Source organism: Streptomyces sp. NPDC041205 (assembly GCF_055591765.1).
Genome location: NZ_JBVIZH010000002.1, coordinates 323,519 through 346,602, shown reverse-complemented (window position 1 = coordinate 346,602; position 23,084 = coordinate 323,519). Strand labels below are relative to the sequence as shown.

Sequence of the window (23,084 nt, the reverse complement as noted above, 5' to 3'; positions counted from 1 at the left end):
GGCCGACGAGCCGTGGCCGCTGCGCGTCGAGCCGTTGCCGGGGGAGTACGCCGACGCCTGCGGCCTGGGCCCGGACGGAGCCCTGCTCGTCCGCCCGGGCGGCCACATCGCGGCCCGTTGGCCCGCAGGCCCCGGACCGACACCACCCTCCACCAGGCCCTCACCGCCGTGGCGGGCCCGGCGCGCGCCTGATACGGCCCGCCCGGCGGAACCGCTACGCGCCGCTGCCCACGACGCTGTCCCGCCACGCCCGGTGCAGCTCCGCGAACGGGCCCGTCCCCGCGATGAGTTCGGCGGGTGTGCCGTCCTCCACGATCCGGCCGTGCTCCATCACCAGGACCCGGTCGGCGATCTCCACCGTCGACAGGCGGTGGGCGATCACGACGGCCGTGCGGCCCCGCAGCACGGTGTCCATCGCCCGCTGCACGGCCCGCTCGCCGGGGATGTCCAGGGAGCTGGTGGCCTCGTCGAGGATGAGGACGGCGGGGTCGGCGAGCAGGGCGCGGGCGAACGCGACGAGTTGGCGCTGGCCCGCCGAGATGCGGCCGCCGCGCTTGCGTACGTCGGTGTCGTAGCCGTCGGGCAGCGACATGATGAAGTCGTGGGCGCCGATGGCCTTCGCGGCGCGCTCGATGTCCTCGCGGGTGGCGTCCGGGCGGCCGATCGCGATGTTCTCCGCGACCGTGCCGGAGAACAGGAACGCCTCCTGCGTGACCATCACGACGCCCCGCCGCAGCTCGGCGCCCGCCAGCTCGCGCAGGTCCACGCCGTCCAGCAGGACCTGCCCCTGCGAGGGGTCGTAGAAGCGCGCGAGCAGCTTCGCCAGCGTCGACTTGCCCGCGCCCGTCGAGCCGACGACGGCCACGGTCTGCCCGGCGGGCAGCGTCAGGTCGAAGCGCGGCAGGATCTCACCGCCCGTGCGGTACGCGAAGCGCACGCCGTCGAACTCGACGGTGCGGCCGGGGTGCTCGGAGGCGAGCGGCGGCAACTGCTTCTCGGTGCCGGGCTCCGGCTCCGGCACCGAGGGCGTCTGCGCGAGCAGCCCCGCGATCTTCTCCAGCGACGCCGCCGCCGACTGGTACGAGTTGAGGAACATCCCGAGCCGGTCGATCGGGTCGTACAGGCGCCGCAGATACAGCACCGCGGCGGCGAGCACACCGAGCGCGAGCGTGTCCTGCGCGACGCGGTACGCGCCCCACAGCACGATGCCCGCGACGGCCGTGTTCGCGACGAGCCGCGAGCCCACCACGTACCGCGCCATCTCCAGGAGCGCGTCGCCGTTGGTGCGCTCGTGCCGGTGGTTGAGCGCCGCGAACTGCGCCTCGTTGGCCCGCTCGCGGCGGAACGCGCGCACCGGACGGATGCCGTTCATCGTCTCCGTGAACTTCACGATGACGGCGGCGACAGCGGTCGAGCGGACACGGAACACCTTGCCCGCGCGGCGCTGGTAGAGCCGGATCAGCGCGTACAGGGGGACGAACGACAGGACGGCGACCGCGCCGAGCCCCAGGTCGAGCCAGAGCAGCATCGCCGAGATGGTGACGAACGAGAGCACCACCGTGAGGAGTTCCTGAAGCCCCTCGTTGAGCAGCTCCCGCAGCGACTCCACGTCCGTGGTGGCGCGGGATATCAGCCGCCCCGACGTGTACCGCTCGTGGAAGTCCACGCTGAGCGCCTGCGCGTGCCGGAAGATCCGGCCCCGCAGATCGAGCAGCACGTCCTGGTTGACGCGGGCGGACGCCACGATGAAGGCGTACTGGAACGCCCCCGCCGCCCCCGCGCACACCAGGTAGGCCACGCCGACCGCGATCAGCGGGCCGTGGTCGTCCGCGCGGAACGCGGGCACGGCACGGTCGATGGCGTACGCGACGAGCAGCGGCCCGGCCTGGATGACGGCCTGCTGGACGAGGAGCAGGACGGCGGCCAGCGTGACGCGGGCGCGGCGGGGCGCGAGCAGGGAGCGCAGCAGGGCGCCGGTCGCGCCCGGGGGAGCGGGGAGGGTGTCCTGGTCGAAGGCGTCGTCCAGGGCTTCCTGGGCGGCCTTGTGGGACATGTCTGGTCTGTTCGGTCGATCCGGTCCGCCCGGGGGTTCGACGGTCGTGTCGGCGGGTGTGCCGGTCGTGTCGTCGGGCGTGACGGCTTTCTCGAAGGGCCCGGCGGGTTCGCCGGGCCGCTCGTCGCCCGGCTGGGTCTTCTTGTCGCCGACCGTGCTCATTCGTCCGTCCCCCCAGACATCAGCCATGCGTACTCGGCGTTCTCCCGCAGCAGTTCCTGGTGCGTGCCCACGGCCGTGACGCGGCCGCCGGACAGCAGCGCGACCCGGTCCGCGAGCAGCACCGTCGAAGGGCGGTGCGCCACCACCAGCGCCGTGGTGTCCTTCAGGACCCGCCGCAGCGCCGCCTCCACCAGCGCCTCCGTGTGGACGTCCAGCGCCGACAGCGGGTCGTCCAGGACGAGGAAGCGCGGCCTGCCCACCACCGCGCGGGCCAGCGCGAGCCGCTGCCGCTGCCCGCCGGACAGGCTCAGGCCCTGCTCGCCGACCTGGGTGTCCGCCCCCTTCGGCAGCCCGTGCACGAACTCGGCCTGCGCGACCGCGAGGGCCCGCCCCAACTCCTCGTCGCCCGCGCTCCCGTCGGCCCCCATGAGCACGTTCTCGCCCACGGACGCGGAGAACAGGGTGGGCTCCTCGAAGGCCATGGACACCAGCGTGCGCACGCGTTCGCGCGGCATCGCCGCGATGTCCTCGCCGTCGAGCGTGATGCGGCCGCCCGTCACCTCGTGCAGCCGGGGCACGAGAGCCGTCAGCGTGGTCTTGCCGCTGCCGGTGGCGCCGACCAGGGCCAGCGTCTCGCCGGTGCGGATGTGCAGGTCGATGTGGTCCAGTACGGGCGGGGTGTCGGCCGGGGCGTCGGGGTAGCGGAACTCGACGGATTCGAAGCGGATGCCGTCGGTCGGGGTGCCGTCGGCCGGAGTGTCGCCGGCCGGAGCGCCGCCGGTGGGGGTGCGGGGCGCGGGGACGGCGGTGACCGCGCCAGCCTTGCCCGTGCCCGTCAGCGAGTTGGAGTTGCCCGCGTCTGTCCCCGAGCCGCCCGAAGCCGTCCCCGCGTCCGACTCCGGCTCCGCGTCCATCACCTCGAAGTACCGCTCCGTGGCCGTCGCCGCCTCCTGGCTCATCGCGAGCAGGAAGCCGATCGACTCCACCGGCCAGCGCAGCGCGAGCGCCGTCGACAGGAACGCCACCAGCGTGCCCGTCGAGAGGTCGCCGTCGGCCACCTGGACCGAGCCGAGGACGAGCGCCGCCCCGATCGCCAGCTCCGGCAGCGTCATGATCACGCCGTAGATCGCGGCGAGGAGGCGGGCCTTGACCAGCTCCGTGCCGCGCAGCGTGCCCGACAGCTCGCGGAACGCCCGGGCCTGACTGCGGTGCCGCCCGAAGCCCTTGATGATCCGGATGCCGAGCACGCTCTCCTCGACGACCGTCGTCAGATCGCCCACCTGGTCCTGCGCGCGCCGCGCCACGGCGGCGTACCGCCCCTCGAAGTACGCGAGGAAGACCACCATCGGCACCACGGGGGCGAGCAGCACCAGGCCGAGCGTCCAGTCCTGGGCCAGCAGAATGGCCATGCCGACCGCGATCGTCGTGCCGTTGACCACCAGGAACGTCAGCGGGAACGCGAGGAACATGCGCACCAGCATCAGATCGGTCGTGCCGCGCGACAGCAACTGACCGGACGCCCACCGGTCGTGGAAGGCGACGGGCACCCGCTGGAGGTGGCGGAACAGGTCCGCCCGCATCTCCGCCTCCACCCCCGCGAGCGGCCGCGCGACCAGCCAGCGCCGGAAGCCGAACAGCACGGCCTCCACGACACCGAGCCCCAGCAGGAGCAGCGCCCCGAGCCAGACGCCCCCGGTGTCCCGGTCGGCCACCGGGCCGTCCACGATCCACTTCAGGACGAGCGGGAACAGCAGGCCCGTACAGGACGCCACGATGGCGACGAACGCCGCCGTGAACAGGCGTGTTCGTACGGGGCGCACATACGGCCACAGCCGTGTGAGCGTCCTGACGGCGGAGCGGCCGCCGGGGTCCTGGGCGGGTGCGTGTGTGGTGGACATCAGGAGCGAGCTTACGTTTCACCACTGACAGCGCCCACCGAGTTTTGGCCCGGTCCGGGTCGGCCGCTGGTCCTAGTCCGCGGGGCGCTGCCGCGCAGCCCCTGGGGGTCGTAGGGGGCCATCAACCGATCGGTGGATGGCGGTCGCGGCGGGATGGCCGATGTGGGGCGGGGGCCGTGACGGCGAGGCTTGTCGCATGCCTCCTCCCATCATCGAAGTCAGGGACCTGCGCAAGTTCTACGGCGGCCGGGCCGTCGTCGACGGCGTCTCGTTCGCCGTCGAGCAGGGCGAGATCTTCGGCGTCCTCGGGCCCAACGGCGCGGGCAAGACGACCACCGTCGAATGCGTCGAGGGCCTGCGCGTGCCCGACGCGGGGGCGGTGCGCGTCACCGGACTCGACCCGGTGGCGGACCACGCCCGGGTCACCCGCGTCCTCGGCGCGCAGCTCCAGGAGAGCGAACTGCAGCCGAAGCTCACGGTCCGCGAGGCCCTCGAGCTGTACGCCGCGTTCTACGCCCGCCCGGCCGACTGGCGCCCGCTCGCCGAGCGCCTCGGCCTCACCGACAAGCTCGACACCCGCTTCGCCAAGCTCTCCGGCGGCCAGAAGCAGCGCCTGTTCATCGCCCTCGCCCTGATCGGGGGCCCTCGCGTCGTCGTCCTCGACGAGCTGACCACCGGCCTCGATCCCCGGGCCCGCCGGGACACCTGGCAGCTGATCGAGGAGGTGCGGGACGGCGGGGTCACGGTCCTGCTCGTCACCCACTTCATGGAGGAGGCCCAGCGGCTGTGCGACCGCATAGCGGTGATCGACCGGGGCCGGGTGGCCGCGCTCGACACCCCCGCGGGGCTCATCGGCCGCTCCGCCGGCTCCACGGTCATCTCCTTCACGCCGTCGGTGCCGCTGGCCCCCGCCGACCTGGCCGCACTGCCGCGGCTCAGCTCCGCCACGGAGAAGGACGGCCGCCTCACCCTCAACGGCACCGACGCCACGGTCGAAGCCCTCCTCACCCTCCTGGCCCGCCACCGCGTCACGGCCCACCAACTCCGCGTCACCGACGCCACCTTGGACGACGCCTTCCTCGACCTGACGGCCACCGAGACCGACGCGTCCACCCCGGCCGACGGCCACGCGTCCACCCCGACCGACCCTCACGCGCCCACTCGCCCCGGACACCACGGAGCCCCGGCATGACCTCTCCCGCCGGCCCGGCCGGCCCCGCCAGCCCGGCCGCCACAGCCACCAGCCCCGCCGCCCCCGGGCCCGCGTCCGGTCCGCACGCCGCCCCGGCCCGCGCCCCCGGTGCCGCCCGAGCCGTCCTCAAGGCCGAAGTGCGGCTGTTCCGGCGCGAACCGGGCTCCCTCTTCTGGATCCTCGCCTTCCCCACGGTGCTCCTGGTGGTCCTCGGGTCCGTCCCCTCCTTCCGGGAAGCACAGGACGACCTGGGCGGCATCCGCCTGGTCGACGCGTACGTCCCCGTGACCGTGCTGCTCTCCATGATCATGGCGGGGGTCCAGGCCATGCCGCCGGTCATCACGGGCTATCGCGAGCGCGGGATCCTGCGCCGGATGTCGGCCACCCCCGTGCGGCCCGCCGCGGTGCTCGGCGCGCAGATGGGACTGCACGGCGCCGCCGCGCTCGGCTCGGCGCTGCTCTCCCTGACCGTGGGCCGGGCCGTCTTCGACGTGCCGCTGCCCCGGCAGATATTCGGGTACGCGGTCGCGCTGGTGCTTGCGACAGCCTCCGCGCTGGCGCTCGGCGCCCTGGTGTCGGCGCTTTCGCGCACCTCCAAGGCGGCGACGGCGGTCGGTTCGGCGGTGTTCTTCCCGATGATGTTCAGCGCGGGCGTCTGGCTGCCGGTGCAGGCGATGCCGGACACCCTCGCCCGGATCGTCGAGGCCCTGCCGTTCGGCGCGGCCGCGGAAGCGCTGAACCAGGCGGCGGCCGGGGACTGGCCGGGACCGGTCCACCTCGGCGTCCTCGTGCTGTGGACGGCGGCACTCACCGCGGCGGCGGCGCGATGGTTCCGCTGGGAGTGACCGGGGGCACAGCGGGTGCCGTCGGCCGCGTGGACGAGACTGGGCGCATGGCACGACCCGGCACGCCGAACGGCCCCGACACCCCCGCCGACTCCGGCAGGCCCCCAGCTCGGGACACCCCCAGCACCCCATCCGTCCCCAGCGCCACGCCGACGCCCGCCTCCACGCCGACGCCCGCCTCCACCCCCACCACCCTCGTAACCGAACGCTGGGAGCTGTTCCACCGCTGGGGCCCCCTGGTCCTCCTCGCCTTCGGCACCCTGCTCTCCGCGGCCACCGCCGATGTCGTCGGCATGGGGCGGGGCGCGTGGATCCTGGCGGCGGGGCTCGTCGCCGCCGCCGTGGGCCTGCAGGTCCGGTGGATCGGGGCCGCGCGCTCCCGCCCGGGGCCATCGTGCTTCGGGACCGCGTACTACTTCCTGCGCTGGGCGCTGGCGTTCACGCTGTCGTGGCTGAACCCGTTCTTCGTGTTCTACGCCGTGACGGGGTACTTCGGGTCCGAGCGGCTGCTGAGACACCGCCTGGTCCCGGTGGGCCTGTTCGCGACCGCCGTGACCATGGCGGGCGCGCAGGCGGGCGGGCTGCCGCCGCAGGGGCGGGTCGGCTGGGTGGTGTTCGGCGCGATGCTCGGCGTGAACGTCGGGCTGCTCACGGTCTTCGCGCACATCGCCAACAAGGAGGAGGAGCGCACCCGGTTCCACGAGCAGACCATCGACCAGCTCGAAGCGGCCAACGCCGCACTCCAGCAGGCCCTGGACGAGAACGCCGCGCTGCACGCCCAACTCCTGCTCCAAGCGCGCGAAGCGGGCGTAGCCGACGAGCGCAGACGCCTCGCCGCCGAGATCCACGACACCATCGCGCAAGGCCTCACCGGCATCATCGCCCAGCTCCAGGTCGTCGCGAACACCCCCGACCAGCAGCTCGCCCGCGAGCACCTGGACCGGGCCACCGGCCTGGCCCGGCACAGCCTCGGCGAGGCCCGCCGCTCCGTGCACAACCTCGCCCCGGTCGCCCTGGAGCACGACAGCCTGCCCAAGGCACTCGGCAAGACGGTCACCGCGTGGGGCGACCGCACGGGCGTGCGCGCCGACTTCACGGTCACCGGCACCGACGGGCCACTGCACGAGGAGATCGAGGCGACCCTGCTGCGCATCGTCGAGGAGGCCCTGTCGAACGCGGCCCGGCACGCGGCCGCGACCCGCGTCGGCGTCACCCTGTCGTACATGGCGGGAGAGGTCACCCTCGACATCCGCGACGACGGCCGCGGCTTCGACCCGCTCGCCAGGACCGCCCGCACCAGTGCCGGCGGCTTCGGCCTCACCGGCATGCGGGCCCGCGCCGAGCGCATCGCGGGCACCCTCACCGTCGAGTCGGAGCCCGGCGGCGGAACGGCCGTGTCGGCGCGCGTACCGTTGGTGGGCGATGAACACTGACGTGATCACCCTCCTCGTCGTCGACGACCACCCGGTCGTGCGCGACGGGCTGCGCGGCATGTTCGCGTCGGCGCCCGGGTTCCAGGTCCTCGGTGAGGCGGCCGACGGCGTTCAGGCCGTCGAGCTGACCGCCCGGCTCGACCCGGACGTCGTCCTCATGGACCTGCGGATGCCGGGCGGCGGCGGGGTCGATGCCATCGCCGAGCTGTCCCGGCGCGGTGCCCGCGCCCGCGTCCTGGTGCTCACCACGTACGACACGGACACCGACACGCTGCCCGCCATCGAGGCCGGTGCGACGGGCTATCTGCTGAAGGACGCCCCGCGCGACGAACTGTTCGGCGCCGTCCGCGCCGCCGCCGAGGGCCGCACGGTGCTGTCGCCGGCCGTCGCGTCCCGCCTGGTGCGACGCGTACGTGCCCCTGACGACGAGCGGCTGAGCACCCGCGAACGGGAAGTGCTCGCACTCGTCGCCAGGGGCACGTCCAACCGTGACATCGCGAAGGGGCTGTTCATCAGCGAAGCCACGGTCAAGACCCATCTCACCCATATCTACGGCAAGTTGGACGTCAAGGACCGGGCCGCGGCCGTAGCGACTGCCTATCGCCGCGGCATCCTCGACTGACCGTCCACGCGGTCGGCCGAGACCGGAATCCGGTCCTTGCGGCCACGTCTCCCCCCGGAGTCGTGACCTGACGGCCCATGGGTCCGCATCCACGCTCCCACCAGCGCGGATGAGCAGTGATCCCGCCTGGGACCCGGACGGGCCCGCCGGTCAGGGCGGGCCCGGGGCAAGGGTCAGGCGGCCTCCCACAGGGCGGGAGTGTTCGGCGGCTCCCAGCCGGGCTGGGCCTGGTGCGGCTGGAGGCAGCGGTAGGTGGCGCCGTCGTGGGTGACGGTGTCACCGGCCGCGTAGACGGAGCCCGCCGCCCAGGTGCCGCTCGGGTCACCGGGGCCGGGGCCCGGGTCCTGGCCGCCGCCCGTCGTCTTCAGCGTCAGCTGGTACTGCTGAAGGAGCGGGTTGATCGGCTGGTGGAAGGTGGTGCCACCGGAGCGGCAGTTGCCCGAACCGCCGGAGGTGACGCCCTGCGCCTGGCTGCCCGAGATGTACGAGCCGCCGGAGTCACCGGGCTCCGCGCACACGGTCGTGCGGGTCACACCGCTGATGGTGCCCTCGGGGTAGGTGACGCTGGTGTTGTGCTGCGAGATCGTGCCGCAGTGCCAGCCGGTGGTCGAACCGGAGCGGCAGATCGAGCCGCCCACCGGCGACTGCGTCGAGCCCGCGACGCTCACGCGCTGGCCGCCGGAGCCCTTGACGTACGGCGTCGACGTCCACTGCGCGTTGGCGGCCACCCACGCCATGTCCCGGCCCGGGAAGATCGAGGCGCGGAACGTGCCCTGGGCCTGCTGGTTGACGCCACGCGTGGTGGTCCCCGCACGCCCGCAGTGGCCCGCCGTCGCGAAACCCTGCGTGGACCCTTGCGTGATGGAGAAGCCCACGGAACAGCGGCCGCCGCTGCCCATGTAGTAGGCCTCGCCGCCCACGATGTCGTAGAACGGTCGCGGTCGTTCGCTGGTCCTCTCGACCTGGACCAGCCCGCGGTCGACCTTCGCCGCCTTCACCAGCTTGTGCGCCGCGGCGGCCTTGACGGCCTTCACCACGACCGCGTTGGACTTCACATCGACGAACCACACGGGCGCGTCGGCGGTACGCGTGCTCTTCGCGGCCCGGTCCAACTTGGCCTTGGTGGCGTCCAGTTGACCGAGGGAGTGGCGCACCACCAGGGCGCGGGCGCCCTCGGCCTCGATGGCCGCGACGTCCCGGGCGTCGGTGGTGGCGACGGTGAGCGAGGCCGAGGTGGCGCCGCTCACCCAGGCGCCCGCGAAGTCACGGCCGAGCGCGGACCGCAGGGCGCCGCCCGCGGCCCCCGCCTCCGCCTCGTTGGCCAGCCGCGCCTTGGCCTGCCCTGCGGTCAGCCGCAGATCACGCTGCATCGCCTTCAGGACCTCGGGCGACGTCTGAGCCACGGCGGCGGCAGCCGCGGCGTCACGGGGAGTGGGGGAGGGGGACGGGGAGTCGGACTGCGCGAACGCCGTGCCGGGAAGGCCGGCGAGCACGAGCGCACCAGCGGCGGCGAGCGCGGCACCCGCTGCCTGCGCGCGGCGGAGGACTTTACAACTGTCGTGAGTCGGGGAGGCATGTCTGAGCTGCATGGGGGTCTCTCCTCGGTGTGGACGGGGAGCGGCGGATCCCTGAAAGCGGGGAAGCGGGACCCGCGCGTTCTCCGGTCGACCACACCGTAGAAGGGTCAACAGGCGGTAAATAGATGCCAGTTGCCCCCCTACGCCAACGTTATGGACGGCGGGAACAGGAACAGCCCGTCCGGCGTTCGAGGGTGAGGCCGCAGGCCGATCGGGCTAACCCACTTCCGCCCCCGGCAAAGCCAGCCAAGCCGAATAGCTCTCACTGCGCGCCGCCGCCGCCGCATGCGCCGCCCGAGCATGCGCAAGCACCTCCGCCGCGCTGTCGTGCGCATACGTATCCGGATGCCACCCCAGCAGATGCCGCCAGTACAACGGCGCCCCCGCCAGCGGCCGCGTCACGATCCCCCCGGTCGGCGGAAACGTGGCCCGGCACAACCCCACGGCCCGCCCCACCTGCACCAGATGCACGCACGACGCGGTGTCGGTCTCGTACACCGAAGACGGCGCGAACCCCGCCCGCGCGCACGCCGCGGTGAAGCAGTCCCCGAAGCACCCGTCCCCGGGCACGTCCGTCCACGCCTCCCCCGCGAGATCGGCGAGATCGATCTCCGTGGCCCCGGCCAGCGGATGCCCGGTGGTCAGCATGACGAACACCGGATCACGCGCCACCTCGCGCCACACGAGCCGCTCGTTCTCCGGCGGCATGCTCGCCCCGCACGTCCCGACGAGCGCGAAGTCGAGCCGCGCGTCGGCCACCTGGGCGGCGATCTCCCGCTCCGACCAGGAGGTGTACGTGGACACGGGCTGGTCGGGGTGCGCGGCGGCGAGCCGGTCCACCAGCCCCCCGAGCAGCGGCCCGTGCGTACCGCCGAGCCGGAACCCGCGCCGGTCCTGCCATCCGCGCGTGAATCGCTCGGCCTCCTCCTGGAGTCCGGTGACGGCGGGCAGCACGATCCGGGCCCGGGCGAGCACGAACTCACCGAGCGCGGTGGCCCGCACCCCGGACCGCCCGCGCTCGAACAACTCCCCGCCCAGGGCCCGTTCGATCCGTTTCAGCTGGGTGCTGAGCGCGGGCTGCGCGAGGCCGAGCGCGGTGGCAGCCTTGGTGAGGCTGCCCGCGTCGGCGATCGCCCGGATCGTCTTCAGGTGCCGCAACTCCAGGTCCATGCGGTGAGCTTCGTCCGGGTCCGCGCCATGGGCAATACCTTGGTACGGACCTGAAAGCCCATCAAGTCCCTTGCGCGCCCCCCGTCCCAGCGTCCCCAGCCCCGGCGTCCCCGGGCCCCGCGTCCCCCGGCACCGCCCGCAGCAGCAGCACCGACCGCGCGTCCACCCGCACCGCCGCCCCCGCGGCGAGCAGCGCCCCCGGCGCGTCCTCCTGCTCCTCCAGGGAGGTGTCGACGAGCACTTCGTAGGCGGCGGCCCACGGCGGTCCCGGCAGGGCGAAGTCGACGGGACCCTCTGCCGTGTGCAGGACCGCGAGGAAGCTGTCGTCGGTGACCGCGGCGCCGCGCGCGTCCCGCCCCGGTATGTCGCGGCCCGACAGATACATGCCGAGCGTCGCCGCGGGCGCGTACCAGTCGGCCTCCGTCATCTCCGTACCGCGCGCCGTGAACCACGCCAGGTCCCGCAGCCCGTCGGCCGAGTGCGCCCGGCCGGAGAAGAACGCCCGCCGCCGCAGCACCGGATGCCGGTGCCGCAGCGCGATCAGCCGCGCGGTGAGCTCGAACAGTGCCCGCCATCCCGGCTCGTCCCGCAACTCCCAGTCCACCCAGCTCATTTCGTTGTCCTGGCAGTACGCGTTGTTGCTGCCGCCCTGGGTGCGCCCCATCTCGTCGCCCGCGACGAGCATCGGCACGCCCGTCGAGAGCAGCAGCGTGGTCATCAGGTTCCGCAGTTGGCGGCGCCGCAGCGCGGCCACGTCCGCGTCGTCCGTCTCGCCCTCGACCCCGCAGTTCCAGGACCGGTTGTCATCCGAACCGTCCCTGTTGCCCTCGCCGTTGGCCTCGTTGTGCTTGCGTTCGTACGTCACCAGGTCGCGAAGCGTGAACCCGTCGTGGGCCGTCACGAAGTTCACCGACGCGTACGGCCGCCGCCCGCCCCACGCGTACAGGTCGCTCGACCCCGAGAGCCGGTAGCCGAGGTCCCGCACATCGGGCAGCGCGCCGCGCCAGAAGTCCCGCACGGCACCCCGGTACCGGTCGTTCCACTCCGTCCACAGCGGCGGGAACGCCCCCACCTGATAGCCGCCGGACCCGACGTCCCACGGCTCGGCGATCAGCTTCACGCGCCGCAGGACCGGGTCCTGTGCGATGACCGCGAGGAACGGCGAGAGCATGTCGACGTCGTGGAAGGAGCGCGCGAGCGCCGCAGCGAGGTCGAAGCGGAAGCCGTCCACGCCCATCTCCGACACCCAGTACCGCAGCGAGTCGGTGATCAGGCGCAGCACGTGCGGCTGGACGACGTGCAGGGTGTTGCCGCACCCGGTGTAGTCGGCGTACCGGCGGGCGTCGCCCTGGAGCCGGTAGTAGCCGCGGTTGTCGATGCCTTTCAGGGACAGCATCGGCCCCAGCTCGCCCGCCTCGGCCGTGTGGTTGTAGACGACGTCCAGGATCACCTCGATCCCGGCCTCGTGCAGGGCCCGCACCATCCGCCGGAACTCGCCGACCTGCTGGCCGCGGGTGCCGGACGCCGCGTACGCCGCGTGCGGGGCGAAGTAGCCGATCGAGTTGTAGCCCCAGTAGTTCCTCAGGCCCCGGCGCAGCAGATGGTCCTCGTGCGCGAACTGGTGCACGGGGAGCAGTTCGACGGCCGTCACCCCGAGGCGTACGAGATGGTCGACGGCGGCCGGGTGCGCGAGCCCCGCGTACGTACCGCGCAGCGGCTCCGGGACGCCGGGGTGCAGCCGTGTGAAGCCCCGGACGTGGAGTTCGTAGATGACCGAGTCCGCCCAGGGGGTCTTCGGGCGCCGGTCGTCGCACCACTCGTCGTCCGGCGCGTCGTCGTGCACGACGACTCCCTTGGGGACGTACGGCGCCGAGTCGCGGTCGTCGCGCACGGTGTCGGCGACGTGCTGCTGCGGCCAGTCCCGCACATGGCCGTACACCTCCGGCGGCAGCGCGCCGTAGTCGTTGCCCGCGCCCGCGTCGACCGCGCGGGCGTACGGGTCGAGCAGCAGCTTCGCCGCGTTGAACCGGGCGCCCGTCCACGGGTCCCAGCGGCCGTGCACCCGGAAGCCGTACCGCTGCCCCGGCAGGACCCCCGGCAGGAAGCCGTGCCAGATCTCGTGCGTCAGCTCCGTGAGCGGGCAGCGCGTCTCGATGACCTGGCCGCCATGGCCGCCGCTGCCGCCGCTGCCGCCGTCCTCGTCGAACAGGCACAGCTCGACGGCCTCCGCACCGCCCGCCCACAGCGCGAAGTTGGTGCCCGCGACGCCGTCGGGCCCCACCCGGAACCGGGCGCCGAGCGGCGTCGGCGCCCCCGGCCACACGGTCCGCGCGGGCGCCTGCCGCGCCCGCGCCCCGCGCCCGCCGTTGGGCCCGCCGTTGGGCCCGGCGGCGGTGTCCGTGCCGTCGTCCGGCCGGCCACGGACCCGGGCCCGCGCCCGCTGGACTGCCTCCTGCTCGGCTGCGCTCGACACCTGCTTGCCTCCCGCGGCTCCGGCCGGTCGACGCGCGCGCTCAGGGCGTGCGGCGTCCCGGCCGCGGCTGCCCGCACGACGTCCTTGCTGTCTGTTCTGCCCAGCCGGTGCGTCGCACTCACGTTTCCCCGGGCGGGCACGGTCGTTGGGACCCACGTGAGACAGGCAACGAGGCGCGCTCGGCGCGCAGGGGCCGCGCTGGCCGCAGCGGTGGCATGGACAGGACTGGTACTGGGGGCCACGGGCTGCTCCGGCTCCGCGCTCGACGGGGCGCTCGGCAAGCCGCCGCGGCCCGCCGACGCGATCCGGGTCACGCCCGGCGACGGCGACAAGAACGTGCGCGCCGGGGAGCGCCTTGAAGTGCGGGTGCCGGACGGCCGCCTGGAGTCCGTGCGGGTGGTGCGGTCCCAGGACGCGCAGGAGGCCGAGGTGCGCGGGCGCATCGGCGCGGACCGCACGACCTGGCGCCCGGTGGACGACGGGCCGCTCGCGCTCGCCGCCAAGTACACGGTGGACGCGGTCGCCCTCGACGGCCACGGGCGGCGCACGGCGCGGCACACCACCTTCACCACGTTCGTCCCCGACGAGCGCTTCATCGGGTACGTCACGCCGGAGCACCGCGCCACGGTCGGCACCGGCATGATCGTCTCCCTGGAGTTCAACCGCGAGGTCGCCAACAGGACGGCCGTCCAGCGCGCCGTCCGCGTCACCGCGGAGCCTGCCGTGGAGATCCGGCCGCACTGGTTCGGCGCCACCCGCCTCGACTTCCGCCCCGAGGAGTACTGGAAGCCCGGCACCAAGGTCACCGTCGATCTGGACCTGCGCGATGTGAGGGCCGCGCCCGGCGTCTACGGCCTGCAGGACAAGACGTTCTCCTTCACCGTCGGCCGCAGCCAGGTCAGCCTGGTCGACGCCGCCGCGCACACCATGGAGGTACGCCGCGACGGCAAGCTGCTCTCCACGGTCCCGATCACCGCGGGCGCCCCGAAGACCACGACGTACAACGGCAAGATGGTCGTCACCGAGATGCTCGAGGTGACCCGCATGAACAGCCGCACCGTCGGTTTCGGGGGCGAGTACGACATCCCGGACGTGCCGCACGCGATGCGCCTGACCACCTCCGGCACCTTCCTGCACGGCAACTACTGGGCGCCGCACGCGCCCGGCAACACCAACGTCAGCCATGGCTGTGTGGGCCTGCGCGATGTGAAGGGCGGCAGTTCGCGGACGCCCGCGGGCTGGTTCTTCGACCGCAGCCTCATCGGCGACGTCGTCGAGGTCGTCAACAGCAACGACAAGAAGGTCGCTCCCGACAACGGACTCGGCGGCTGGAACATGGACTGGCAGGAATGGAAGACGGGAAAGAAAGCCACAGATGGGAAAAAGGGCGACAAGAGGCCGCGCCCCGGCCGCCCCTGACGGCCACAGGTCCGCACCGTGAACGCAGTTGGAACGGAACGGTGACATTGGCGGGGAGTCATCGCTTCGGGGCCTGTGGTTATCTAGCGCAGTGCGCGAGTCGGCTCATTCTCGACCACCGCGCGGGGCACTGGAGTGCGGGCCTGATCGGGCCGTGCGAGGGGAGAAAATCTTGAACGGGCGACCGATATCGGGGGCGTCGGCCCACGCGCGAAAGCGCGGGCGGCGGCGGGGCGCCAACACACTGTTCGCGGCGGCGTCCGGGGCGACGCTGCTGCTCGTCACCGCGTGCGGTGGCGGTTCCGACTCCGGCGACGGGGACGGCGGCAAGGGCAAGGCGGACGACAACAAGCCCTCGCAGGCCGTCGTCACCATCGCCCCCAAGGACGGCGCGGACGCCGTCGCCACCAGCGGGGCGCTGAGGATATCCGCGGCCAAGGGCAAGCTCTCCGAAGTGACGGTCAAGGACCCCAAGGGCAAGACCGTCCCCGGAAAGATCGTCGCCGATGGCGCGAAGTGGACCCCCGACCGGCACCTCGCCGCCGGGACCAAGTACAAGGTGCACGCGATCGCCAAGGACTCCGAGGGCCGTACGTCCGCCAAGGACTCGGCGTTCACGACCCTGGTGCCGAAGAACACCTTCGTCGGCCAGTTCAACCCGGAGGACGGCACCAAGGTCGGCGTCGGGATGCCGTTCTCGGTGAACTTCTCGCGCGGCATCACGGCGCCGGGCGCGGTCGAGAAGGCCATCGAGATCAAGACCGAGCCCTCCGTGCCCGTCGAGGGCCACTGGTTCGGCAACGACCGTCTGGACTTCCGCCCGGAGAAGTACTGGAAGCCCGGCACCAAGGTCACCGTGAAGATGAACCTCGACGGCGTCGAGGGCCGCCCGGGGGTCTACGGCAAGCAGGCCAAGACGATCACCTTCGAGATCGGCCGCAGCCAGGTCTCCACGGTCGACGTGAAGACCAAGAAGATGACCGTCGTGCGCGACGGCAAGGTCCTCAAGAAGATCCCCGTCACCACCGGCAAGCCCGGCTACGAGACGTGGAACGGCCAGATGGTCATCAGCGAGCGCCTCAAGGTGACCCGCATGAACGGCGAGACCGTCGGCTACGGCGGCGAGTACGACATCAAGGACGTGCCGCACGCCCAGCGCCTGTCCACGTCCGGCACGTTCATCCACGGCAACTACTGGGGCGGCGGCGCGTTCGGCAACTACAACGCCTCGCACGGCTGCATCGGCCTGCGGGACGTGCGCGGCGGCTACGACAAGCAGGTGCCGTCCGCCTGGTTCTTCAACCACTCGATGGTCGGTGACGTGGTCGTGGTGAAGAACTCGAACGACAAGATCATCGCCCCGGACAACGGCTACAACGGCTGGAACATGTCCTGGGAGAAGTGGAAGGCGTAGGCCTTCCCGGAAGGGGGGGCGGCGAGGGGAGCGCCCCGAAGGGGCGCGGGGAACTGCGCGACAAGCCACGACGAAGCCGCAGACGACCGACGCCACGGCGCGGCACAACCAGCGGAGCGCTAGCGTGCCCCGCATGACAACTGTGCATCTCGAAGTCGCCGAGGGCGTCGGCACGATCCGGCTCGACCGCCCCCCGATGAACGCCCTGGACATCGCGCTCCAGGACCGCCTGAAGGACCTCGCGGCGGAGGCGACCGCCCGCGACGACGTGCGGGCCGTCGTCCTCTACGGCGGCGAGAAGGTGTTCGCGGCGGGCGCGGACATCAAGGAGATGCAGGACATGGACCACGCGGCGATGATCGTGCGGTCCCGGGCCCTGCAGGACTCCTTCACCGCCATCGCCCGCATCCCCAAGCCCGTGGTGGCCGCCGTCACCGGCTACGCCCTCGGCGGCGGCTGTGAACTGGCGCTGTGCGCCGACTTCCGCATCGCCGCCGACGACGCCAAGCTGGGCCAGCCCGAGATCCTGCTCGGCCTGATCCCGGGCGCGGGCGGCACCCAGCGGCTGCCGCGGCTCGTCGGCCCGGCCAAGGCCAAGGACCTCATCTTCACCGGCCGCATGGTCAAGGCGGACGAGGCGCTGACCATCGGCCTGGTGGACCGGGTCGTGCCCGCCGCCGAGGTGTACGAGCAGGCGCACGCGTGGGCCGCGAAGCTCGCCCAGGGTCCGGCGTTCGCGCTGCGGGCCGCCAAGGAGAGCGTGGACGCGGGCCTTGAGGCGGACATCGACACCGGTCTCGCCATCGAACGCACGTGGTTCGCGGGCCTGTTCGCCACCGAGGACCGCGAGCGGGGCATGCGCAGCTTCGTGGAGGACGGCCCCGGCAAGGCGAAGTTCCGCTGAAGTCACGCCAGTTGAAGGCTCGTCAGCCAAAGTGTCCCCCGAAGGGGCGGATTATGGCAGGCTTAAGACAACCTTAAGGCAGCGCTCTCGCGGGCACTCCGTGATCACTTGTGAGCAAGAAGTCATCGCAGGTGGGGGCGGGTGCGGCAGAGGATGAACTGCCACAGGCATATGCCTGGACGGCCCCCCGGAACGGAAGCTTCCGGGGGGCTTATTCCGTCGGAACGGCCCCAATGCGGTCGTGGGGCGGCCATGATGGGGGGCATGGCGGGGCAGGAGGGTTTCGAACAGCAGCGGCGGCGCACAGGCGCGACCGCGGCGCGCTGGTCTCCGGCGGTGGAGGACGAACACGCGCTGAAGGCACTGGAGTTGTTCGGCAATCCGGCCGACGCCGAGGTCCCGCTGCCCTCGCGCCCGGAGTCCGCGGCCATCGCCCGCCGCCTCGCACAGGTGGTCGTCCTGCGTCACTGGGGCCTGACGCCCAAGCTCACCGAGGACGTCGTGCTCCTGGTGTCCGAGCTCGTCGGCAACGCCGTGCGGCACACCGGTGCCCGCGTCTTCGGTCTGCGTACGCTGCGGCGGCGCGGCTGGATCCGGGTCGAGGTGCGCGACCCCTCGCGGGGGCTGCCGTGTCTGATGCCCGTCCATGAGCTCGACATCAGCGGCCGGGGTCTGTTCCTCGTCGACAAGCTCGCCGACCGCTGGGGCGTCGATCTGCTGCCGCGGGGCAAGACGACCTGGTTCGAGATGCGGGTCACCGAACGCTAGCGCGTACGCGAAAGCCCCCGGGGCCGTGGGTGCGGCGCTGTCGGGGGCCTTCGAGCGGGACCGTGAACGACAGGGGTGAGTTCACGGCCGTGAAGACGACGTAGCTCGGGTCAAGGAGAGTCGCTCGTCCCCGACTATGGCAGACGGGCGCCACCGATCCCAAAGTCTCAAATGGGGCGTATCGGGTCAGAGTGCGACAGTTTAAAGGTGAATCCTTGGTGAGATAGAGCACTCACCTTGTAAACGATGGCTAAACGGTGGCCGCGTGAGGCGATAGGAAGGGCTGATGAGGCCCTCCTGGTCCAGGCCAGCGACCCGCAAACGTCCTGAATCAGGTCAATCATCAGCTTTCGCCACTGATCCCCATTAAATGGTCCCGTGACTGAGCGTGCAGACGGGACGGACCGCCGCCGAGTACTGCGCACGTCGGTGGGCCTGGCCCTCGCGGGCGCCCTCACCACCGGCTGCTCCACGACGGAGCACCGGAACAAGCCCCGGCCCACCGGATCCCCCCACCGCGGCCCCGCACCCGGCCCCCGCGGCTTCCCCGGCCTGCCCGTCCAGATCGCCCACAGCCCCCGCGGCCGCCCCGAGGTCGCCCTCACCTTCCACGGCCAGGGTGCCCCCGCCACCGCCCGCGCCCTGCTCGCCGAAGCCGAACGCGCGGGCGCCCGCGTCACCGTCCTCGCCGTCGGCACCTGGCTCGACGAACACCCCGCCTTGGCCCGGCGGATCCTCGACGGCGGCCACGACCTCGGCAACCACACCCTGAACCACCGGGACATCAACGCGCTGCCCGAGCGGGCCGCGTACGCGGAGATCACCGGCTGCGCCGAACGGCTGCGGCGGCTCACCGGCGGCATCGGCAACTGGTTCCGGCCCTCGCGGGCCCAGCGGGCCAGCCCGCTCGTCACCCGCCTCGCGCGCCGCGCGGGCTACCCGCACGTCCTGTCGTACGACGTCGACTCCCTGGACTTCACCTCGCCCGGCGCCGCGGCCGTCACCCGCACCGTCGCCGCCGAGGTCCGCGCGGGCTCCGTGGTGAGCCTGCACTTCGGGTACGCGGACACGGTCGCCGCGCTCCCCGCCGTCCTCGACGAACTCCACCGCCGCGGTCTGCGCGCGGTCACGACCACGGAGCTGCTGACCTGATGCGAAACCTGACCCTGGCCACGCGCGCCGCCGCCCTGCTCGCGAGCGCGGCCGTCCTCAGCGCCCTCGCGGGCTGCGGCACCGAGCGCGGGGGCCGCGAGACCAAGGCCCTCGCGACCAAGGCCCCCGTCAAACCGGCCGAGCCGAAGAAGATCCACGGTCTGCCCGGCATGCCTCCCGTCCTCGACCCCAAGGACGTCTACGCCGCCGACCGCCCGAACAAGCTCTCCCCGGTGGTCAAGGACTTCCCGTCCCGGGTCTACGTCCCCAACACCAACTCCAACACGGTCTCGGTCATCGACCCGGCGACGTACAAGGTCATCGACACCATCCCCGTGGGAGTCCAGCCGCAGCACGTCGTGCCGTCCTGGGACATGAAGACGCTCTGGGTCAACAACAACCGCGGCCACACCCTCACGCCGATCAACCCCAAGTCCGGCAAGGCGGGCAAGCCGGTGGAGGTCCACGACCCCTACAACCTCTACTTCACGCCCAACGGCAAGTACGCGGTCGTCATGGCCTCGCTCGACCGGGAACTCGTCTTCCGCGACCCGCACACCATGAAGCGCGTCAAGACCGAACCGGTGAGCTGCTACGGCGTCAACCACGCCGACTTCTCCCTCGACGGCCGCTACTTCATCGTGTCCTGCGAGTTCAGCGGCGAACTGCTGAAGGTCGACACGGAGAAGATGAAGGTCGTCGGACAGCAGAAGCTCCCCTTCGACGGGGCCATGCCGCAGGACGTGAAGATGTCCCCCGACGGCAAGAAGTTCTACGTCGCCGACATGATGGCCGACGGCATGTGGGTCCTCGACGGCGACACCTTCGGCAAGCCGAAGCTCCTGCGGACCGGCAAGGGCTGCCACGGCCTGTACGTCAGCCGCGACTCCCGCGAGATGTACGTGTCGAACCGGGGCGAGGGCACGGTCTCCGTCTTCGACTTCACCCAGGACAAGCTCACGAAGAAGTGGCGCCTGCCGGACGGCGGGAGCCCCGACATGGGCGGGGTCTCGGCCGACGGCAACACGCTGTGGCTCTCCGGCCGGTACGACTCGGAGGTCTACGCGATCGACACCCGGACCGGCGTCCAGGTGGCCCGCATCCCCGTGGGCGGGGGCCCGCACGGCCTGGCCGTGTACCCGCAGCCAGGCCGCTACTCACTGGGTCACACCGGCATCTTCCGCTGAGCGGCATACGCGGTGAACAGCTGACGCCCCGGGAGCTGAGCGCGACGGCGTCGGCGAGACCGTCGCGCAGGGTCTCGGCGCCGATCTCCGGCGTACTGGGGAAGGACTCGGCGTCCGGGTGCGCGCACAGGATCAGCGGGCCCGGCCACTCGGCACGCCCCGCTGATCCGCGCGACTGCGCGTCAACGGCGCCATCACCAGACGGTTCGGCAGCTCCAGTTTGCCCATGGGCAACGGTTCGAAGTACCCGGCCACGACGTCACTCCTCCAGGAAGGGGCCCCGCCACGGTCTGGGCGGAGGCACGCCTCGAAGGTCGCGGTGCGGCGCGGCCGGAACAACGCGCGATATCGCAAGAATCCCGGCGTGGGAGTGAATGATCCAGCGCGTTCGCCCGCCTCGGGGGCGGCGAGCGCGCCGGATCTCACCGAGGGCGGCGGCATCGAGGACACCGTCCGGCGCCACCGGTGCGCTGGCCAGGCCGTACTCCCTGCGAACCGCGCCCGGAGCGGCCGTTACCCTAGCCCCCGTCAGTAGGACACGAAGAAGGGGCGGACCCGGTGGCGGACATCGAAGAGGCACGCAAGACGTTCGAGCGATTCGACGCGGACGGCGACGGATTCATCACGGCGACGGAGTACAAGACGGCCATGGCGCAGATGGGGGACTGGAACGTCACCGAGTCGGTCGCCGAGGCCATCATCAAGTCCAAGGACACCAACGGCGACAAGCTGCTGTCCTTCGACGAGTTCTGGGCGAGCCTGAACAAGTAGCGCGTGCGGCACGGCCGCCCCGCGCCCACGAAGGGGCCGCACCCGGTGTCCGGGGTGCGGCCCCTTCGCACGCCGGGCGGGGCGGGGCCGCGGGTATCGTTCACTTCAGCTCGTCGTGTTCGCAAAGTCTGACGGGGGATGGTCATGACGTCGCCGCACTCGGCCCTGACGCGCCGCGGATTTCTCGGGGCGGCGGCGCTGGTCCCGCTGGCCGCCTGCGCCAAGGACGAGGACCCGGTCACACATCCACGCGGCACCACCTCGGCCCCGACCGAATCCCCGTCCGCGTCCGCCCCCGCCGCGCCGGACGCCCGCCGTCACCGCCGCCGATTCGCCGACCTGGAGCGCGAGTTCGACGCCCGCCTCGGCGTCTACGCCCTCGACACCGGCACCGGCGCCACCCTCGCCCACCGGGCGGACGAGCGCTTCGCGTTCTGCTCCGCGTTCAAGGCGCTCGCCACGGCCGCGGTCCTCGACGGCAACCCGCTGTCCCACCTCGACCGGCGCGTCACGTACAGCCAAGCCGATCTCATGAAGCACGCGCCGGTCACCGCGCGCCACGTCGACACCGGCATGACCATCCGGCAGCTGTGCGACGCCGCCATCCGCTTCAGCGACGGCACCGCGGGGAACCTGCTGCTCCGCGACCTCGGCGGCCCCGACCGCCTGACCGCGTACGCCCGCGGCCTCGGCGACAAGGTCACGCGCATGGACCGCGTCGAACCCGCGATCACCCAGGCCACCCCCGGCGACCCCCGCGACACCAGCTCGCCCCGGGCCTTCGGCGGCACGTACCGGAAGATCGTCATCGGCGACGCGCTCGCGGGCCGCAAGCGTGCCTTCCTCCTCGACCTCCTGAAGCGCAACGCCACCGGCGCCGAGCGGATCAAGGCCGGGCTGCCGCGCGGCTGGACCATCGCCGACAAGACCGGCACCGGCGACTACGGCACCCTCAACGACATCGCCGTCCTCTGGCCCCCGAAGTCCGCGCCGCCCCTGCTCCTCGCGATCATGACGAGCAAGGCCGCGAAGGACGCCCCGTACGACCAGGCGCTGCTCGCCGAGGCCGCCGCCTACGTGACGTCCGTGCTGCCCGGGAAAACCCCTCGGTAGGGTGGACGGCACATCGTGAACCGGAACAAGGAGCCAGACGTGAGCGAGTCGGGGGCCATCGCCCTGCAGCAGGAGATCGCCCGGGAACTCCAGGTGGCCGAGGTCTTCGAGGCCGAGCGCGAGATCGAGCGCCGGGTGGCGTTCCTCGCCGAGCGGCTGACCGCCACCGGGCTGCGCTCCCTCGTGCTCGGCATCAGCGGCGGGGTCGACTCCACCACCACCGGACGGCTCTGCCAGCTCGCCGTCGAGCGGGCCCGCGCCGCCGGGCACGAGGCCCGCTTCCACGCGATGCGGCTGCCGTACGGCGTCCAGGCCGACGAGCACGACGCGCAGCTCGCGCTCTCCTTCATCCGGGCCGACGACGTCCTCACCGTGGACATCAAGCCCGCGAGCGACGCCGCCCTCGACGCCTCGTTGGCCGCCGGGGTGCGCTTCCGCGACGCCCACCACCAGGACTTCGTGCACGGCAACATCAAGGCCCGGCAGCGCATGATCGCCCAGTACGCGGTCGCCGGGGCGCACGACGGCCTGGTCGTCGGCACCGACCACGCGGCCGAGGCGGTCTCCGGCTTCTTCACCAAGTTCGGCGACGGCGCCGCCGACCTGGTCCCGCTCACCGGCCTCACCAAGCGCCGGGTGCGCGCCGTCGCGGACGCCCTCGGCGCCCCCGCCGAGCTGGTGTGGAAGACCCCCACGGCCGACCTGGAGACCCTCGACCCGGGCAAGGCCGACGAGGACGCCCTCGGCGTCACCTACGACGACGTCGACGACTTCCTGGAGGGCAAGCCGGTGGACGCGCGCGCCTTCGACACGATCGTCCGCCGCTACCGCCTCACCGACCACAAGCGGCAGTTGCCCGTCGCGCCGTGAGACCACCGGCGCCGGTGCGGCCCCGCCGACCGCGAGGCCGGCCCCGCCGCATCGGCCCACG

18 protein-coding genes are annotated in these 23,084 nt (G+C 72.5%); 13 read left to right on the top strand and 5 right to left on the bottom strand.

Translation table 11 applies throughout. The annotated features are described in order from the left end of the window. Window positions 1-214: 214 nt before the first annotated feature. Both ACZ6BG_RS08510 and ACZ6BG_RS08505 read right to left on the bottom strand, forming a co-directional pair. Window positions 215-2,053, bottom strand: a complete 1,839-nt coding sequence (locus tag ACZ6BG_RS08510; protein ID WP_469000141.1) for an ABC transporter ATP-binding protein — start codon at window positions 2,051-2,053, stop codon at window positions 215-217. A 158-nt stretch (window positions 2,054-2,211) separates the two neighbouring features. Then, window positions 2,212-4,113: an ABC transporter ATP-binding protein gene (locus tag ACZ6BG_RS08505; RefSeq protein ID WP_468998665.1), complete on the bottom strand. Its 1,902-nt coding sequence runs from the start codon at window positions 4,111-4,113 to the stop codon at window positions 2,212-2,214. A 196-nt stretch (window positions 4,114-4,309) separates the two neighbouring features. On the opposite strand from ACZ6BG_RS08505, the gene ACZ6BG_RS08500 reads away from it, so the two are divergent. Genes ACZ6BG_RS08500 through ACZ6BG_RS08485 form a run of 4 tightly spaced genes read left to right on the top strand, consistent with a single transcriptional unit; the run spans window position 4,310 to window position 8,205 of the window. After that, window positions 4,310-5,305, top strand: coding sequence for an ABC transporter ATP-binding protein (locus tag ACZ6BG_RS08500; protein WP_468998663.1), 996 nt, complete (start codon window positions 4,310-4,312; stop codon window positions 5,303-5,305). After that, window positions 5,302-6,150: an ABC transporter permease gene (locus ACZ6BG_RS08495; RefSeq protein ID WP_468998661.1), complete on the top strand. Its 849-nt coding sequence runs from the start codon at window positions 5,302-5,304 to the stop codon at window positions 6,148-6,150. Before ACZ6BG_RS08500 ends, ACZ6BG_RS08495 begins: the two co-directional genes overlap by 4 nt. Before the next feature lie 47 nt (window positions 6,151-6,197). Continuing rightward, window positions 6,198-7,583 carry a sensor histidine kinase gene (locus tag ACZ6BG_RS08490; protein ID WP_468998658.1) on the top strand — a complete coding sequence of 462 codons (1,386 nt, stop codon included), beginning with the start codon at window positions 6,198-6,200 and terminating at the stop codon, window positions 7,581-7,583. Then, entirely contained in the window at window positions 7,573-8,205 is a 633-nt protein-coding gene (locus ACZ6BG_RS08485; protein WP_468998655.1) for a response regulator, read from the top strand. The genes ACZ6BG_RS08490 and ACZ6BG_RS08485 overlap by 11 nt, the downstream gene beginning before the upstream one ends. 173 nt (window positions 8,206-8,378) lie before the next feature. Here ACZ6BG_RS08485 and ACZ6BG_RS08480 read toward each other — a convergent pair whose 3' ends face one another. From ACZ6BG_RS08480 to glgX, 3 genes are all read right to left on the bottom strand, one after another. Beyond that, the gene (locus ACZ6BG_RS08480; RefSeq protein WP_468998651.1) at window positions 8,379-9,794 is read right to left on the bottom strand and encodes a carbohydrate-binding protein; all 1,416 of its coding nucleotides are present in this window, start codon (window positions 9,792-9,794) and stop codon (window positions 8,379-8,381) included. A 204-nt stretch (window positions 9,795-9,998) separates the two neighbouring features. Beyond that, entirely contained in the window at window positions 9,999-10,952 is a 954-nt protein-coding gene (locus ACZ6BG_RS08475) for a LysR family transcriptional regulator (RefSeq protein WP_468998648.1), read from the bottom strand. 61 nt (window positions 10,953-11,013) lie between these two features. After that, on the bottom strand, window positions 11,014-13,425 hold the full coding sequence (glgX, locus tag ACZ6BG_RS08470; RefSeq protein WP_468998646.1) for a glycogen debranching protein GlgX: 2,412 nt from the start codon (window positions 13,423-13,425) through the stop codon (window positions 11,014-11,016). 156 nt (window positions 13,426-13,581) lie between these two features. Here glgX and ACZ6BG_RS08465 point away from each other — a divergent pair, with 156 nt between their 5' ends. The 9 genes from ACZ6BG_RS08465 to nadE all read left to right on the top strand — a co-directional run bounded on the left by ACZ6BG_RS08465 (window position 13,582) and on the right by nadE (window position 23,023). Then, a complete protein-coding gene (locus ACZ6BG_RS08465) occupies window positions 13,582-14,844 on the top strand; it encodes a L,D-transpeptidase (RefSeq protein ID WP_468998644.1) in 1,263 nt (420 codons plus the stop codon). 172 nt (window positions 14,845-15,016) lie between these two features. Further along, window positions 15,017-16,258 (top strand): L,D-transpeptidase, encoded by a 1,242-nt coding sequence (locus ACZ6BG_RS08460; protein WP_468998641.1) that lies wholly within the window; start codon window positions 15,017-15,019, stop codon window positions 16,256-16,258. A 133-nt stretch (window positions 16,259-16,391) separates the two neighbouring features. Beyond that, window positions 16,392-17,162 carry an enoyl-CoA hydratase/isomerase family protein gene (locus ACZ6BG_RS08455; protein WP_405661391.1) on the top strand — a complete coding sequence of 257 codons (771 nt, stop codon included), beginning with the start codon at window positions 16,392-16,394 and terminating at the stop codon, window positions 17,160-17,162. Window positions 17,163-17,426: 264 nt separating this feature from the next. Continuing rightward, complete coding sequence (locus ACZ6BG_RS08450) at window positions 17,427-17,930, top strand: ATP-binding protein (protein ID WP_468998635.1); 504 nt, start codon at window positions 17,427-17,429, stop codon at window positions 17,928-17,930. A gap of 378 nt (window positions 17,931-18,308) precedes the next feature. After that, entirely contained in the window at window positions 18,309-19,082 is a 774-nt protein-coding gene (locus tag ACZ6BG_RS08445) for a polysaccharide deacetylase family protein (RefSeq protein WP_468998632.1), read from the top strand. After that, the gene (locus ACZ6BG_RS08440; RefSeq protein ID WP_468998628.1) at window positions 19,082-20,269 is read left to right on the top strand and encodes a YVTN family beta-propeller repeat protein; all 1,188 of its coding nucleotides are present in this window, start codon (window positions 19,082-19,084) and stop codon (window positions 20,267-20,269) included. The genes ACZ6BG_RS08445 and ACZ6BG_RS08440 overlap by 1 nt, the downstream gene beginning before the upstream one ends. A gap of 558 nt (window positions 20,270-20,827) precedes the next feature. After that, window positions 20,828-21,040 (top strand): EF-hand domain-containing protein, encoded by a 213-nt coding sequence (locus ACZ6BG_RS08435; RefSeq protein ID WP_190114211.1) that lies wholly within the window; start codon window positions 20,828-20,830, stop codon window positions 21,038-21,040. A gap of 144 nt (window positions 21,041-21,184) precedes the next feature. Further along, a complete protein-coding gene (gene bla / locus ACZ6BG_RS08430; RefSeq protein WP_468998622.1) occupies window positions 21,185-22,153 on the top strand; it encodes a class A beta-lactamase in 969 nt (322 codons plus the stop codon). Between the two features lie 39 nt (window positions 22,154-22,192). Further along, window positions 22,193-23,023 (top strand): ammonia-dependent NAD(+) synthetase, encoded by an 831-nt coding sequence (gene nadE / locus ACZ6BG_RS08425; RefSeq protein ID WP_468998620.1) that lies wholly within the window; start codon window positions 22,193-22,195, stop codon window positions 23,021-23,023. Window positions 23,024-23,084: the final 61 nt, after the last annotated feature.

Coding starts and splice junctions, on each gene's coding strand:
- ACZ6BG_RS08510 (WP_469000141.1), bottom strand. CDS start 2,053: ATGTCCCACAAGGCCGCCCAGGAAGCCCTGGACGACGCCTTCGACCAG.
- ACZ6BG_RS08505 (WP_468998665.1), bottom strand. CDS start 4,113: ATGTCCACCACACACGCACCCGCCCAGGACCCCGGCGGCCGCTCCGCC.
- ACZ6BG_RS08500 (WP_468998663.1), top strand. CDS start 4,310: ATGCCTCCTCCCATCATCGAAGTCAGGGACCTGCGCAAGTTCTACGGC.
- ACZ6BG_RS08495 (WP_468998661.1), top strand. CDS start 5,302: ATGACCTCTCCCGCCGGCCCGGCCGGCCCCGCCAGCCCGGCCGCCACA.
- ACZ6BG_RS08490 (WP_468998658.1), top strand. CDS start 6,198: ATGGCACGACCCGGCACGCCGAACGGCCCCGACACCCCCGCCGACTCC.
- ACZ6BG_RS08485 (WP_468998655.1), top strand. CDS start 7,573: ATGAACACTGACGTGATCACCCTCCTCGTCGTCGACGACCACCCGGTC.
- ACZ6BG_RS08480 (WP_468998651.1), bottom strand. CDS start 9,794: ATGCAGCTCAGACATGCCTCCCCGACTCACGACAGTTGTAAAGTCCTC.
- ACZ6BG_RS08475 (WP_468998648.1), bottom strand. CDS start 10,952: ATGGACCTGGAGTTGCGGCACCTGAAGACGATCCGGGCGATCGCCGAC.
- ACZ6BG_RS08455 (WP_405661391.1), top strand. CDS start 16,392: ATGACAACTGTGCATCTCGAAGTCGCCGAGGGCGTCGGCACGATCCGG.
- ACZ6BG_RS08450 (WP_468998635.1), top strand. CDS start 17,427: ATGGCGGGGCAGGAGGGTTTCGAACAGCAGCGGCGGCGCACAGGCGCG.
- ACZ6BG_RS08440 (WP_468998628.1), top strand. CDS start 19,082: ATGCGAAACCTGACCCTGGCCACGCGCGCCGCCGCCCTGCTCGCGAGC.
- bla (WP_468998622.1), top strand. CDS start 21,185: ATGACGTCGCCGCACTCGGCCCTGACGCGCCGCGGATTTCTCGGGGCG.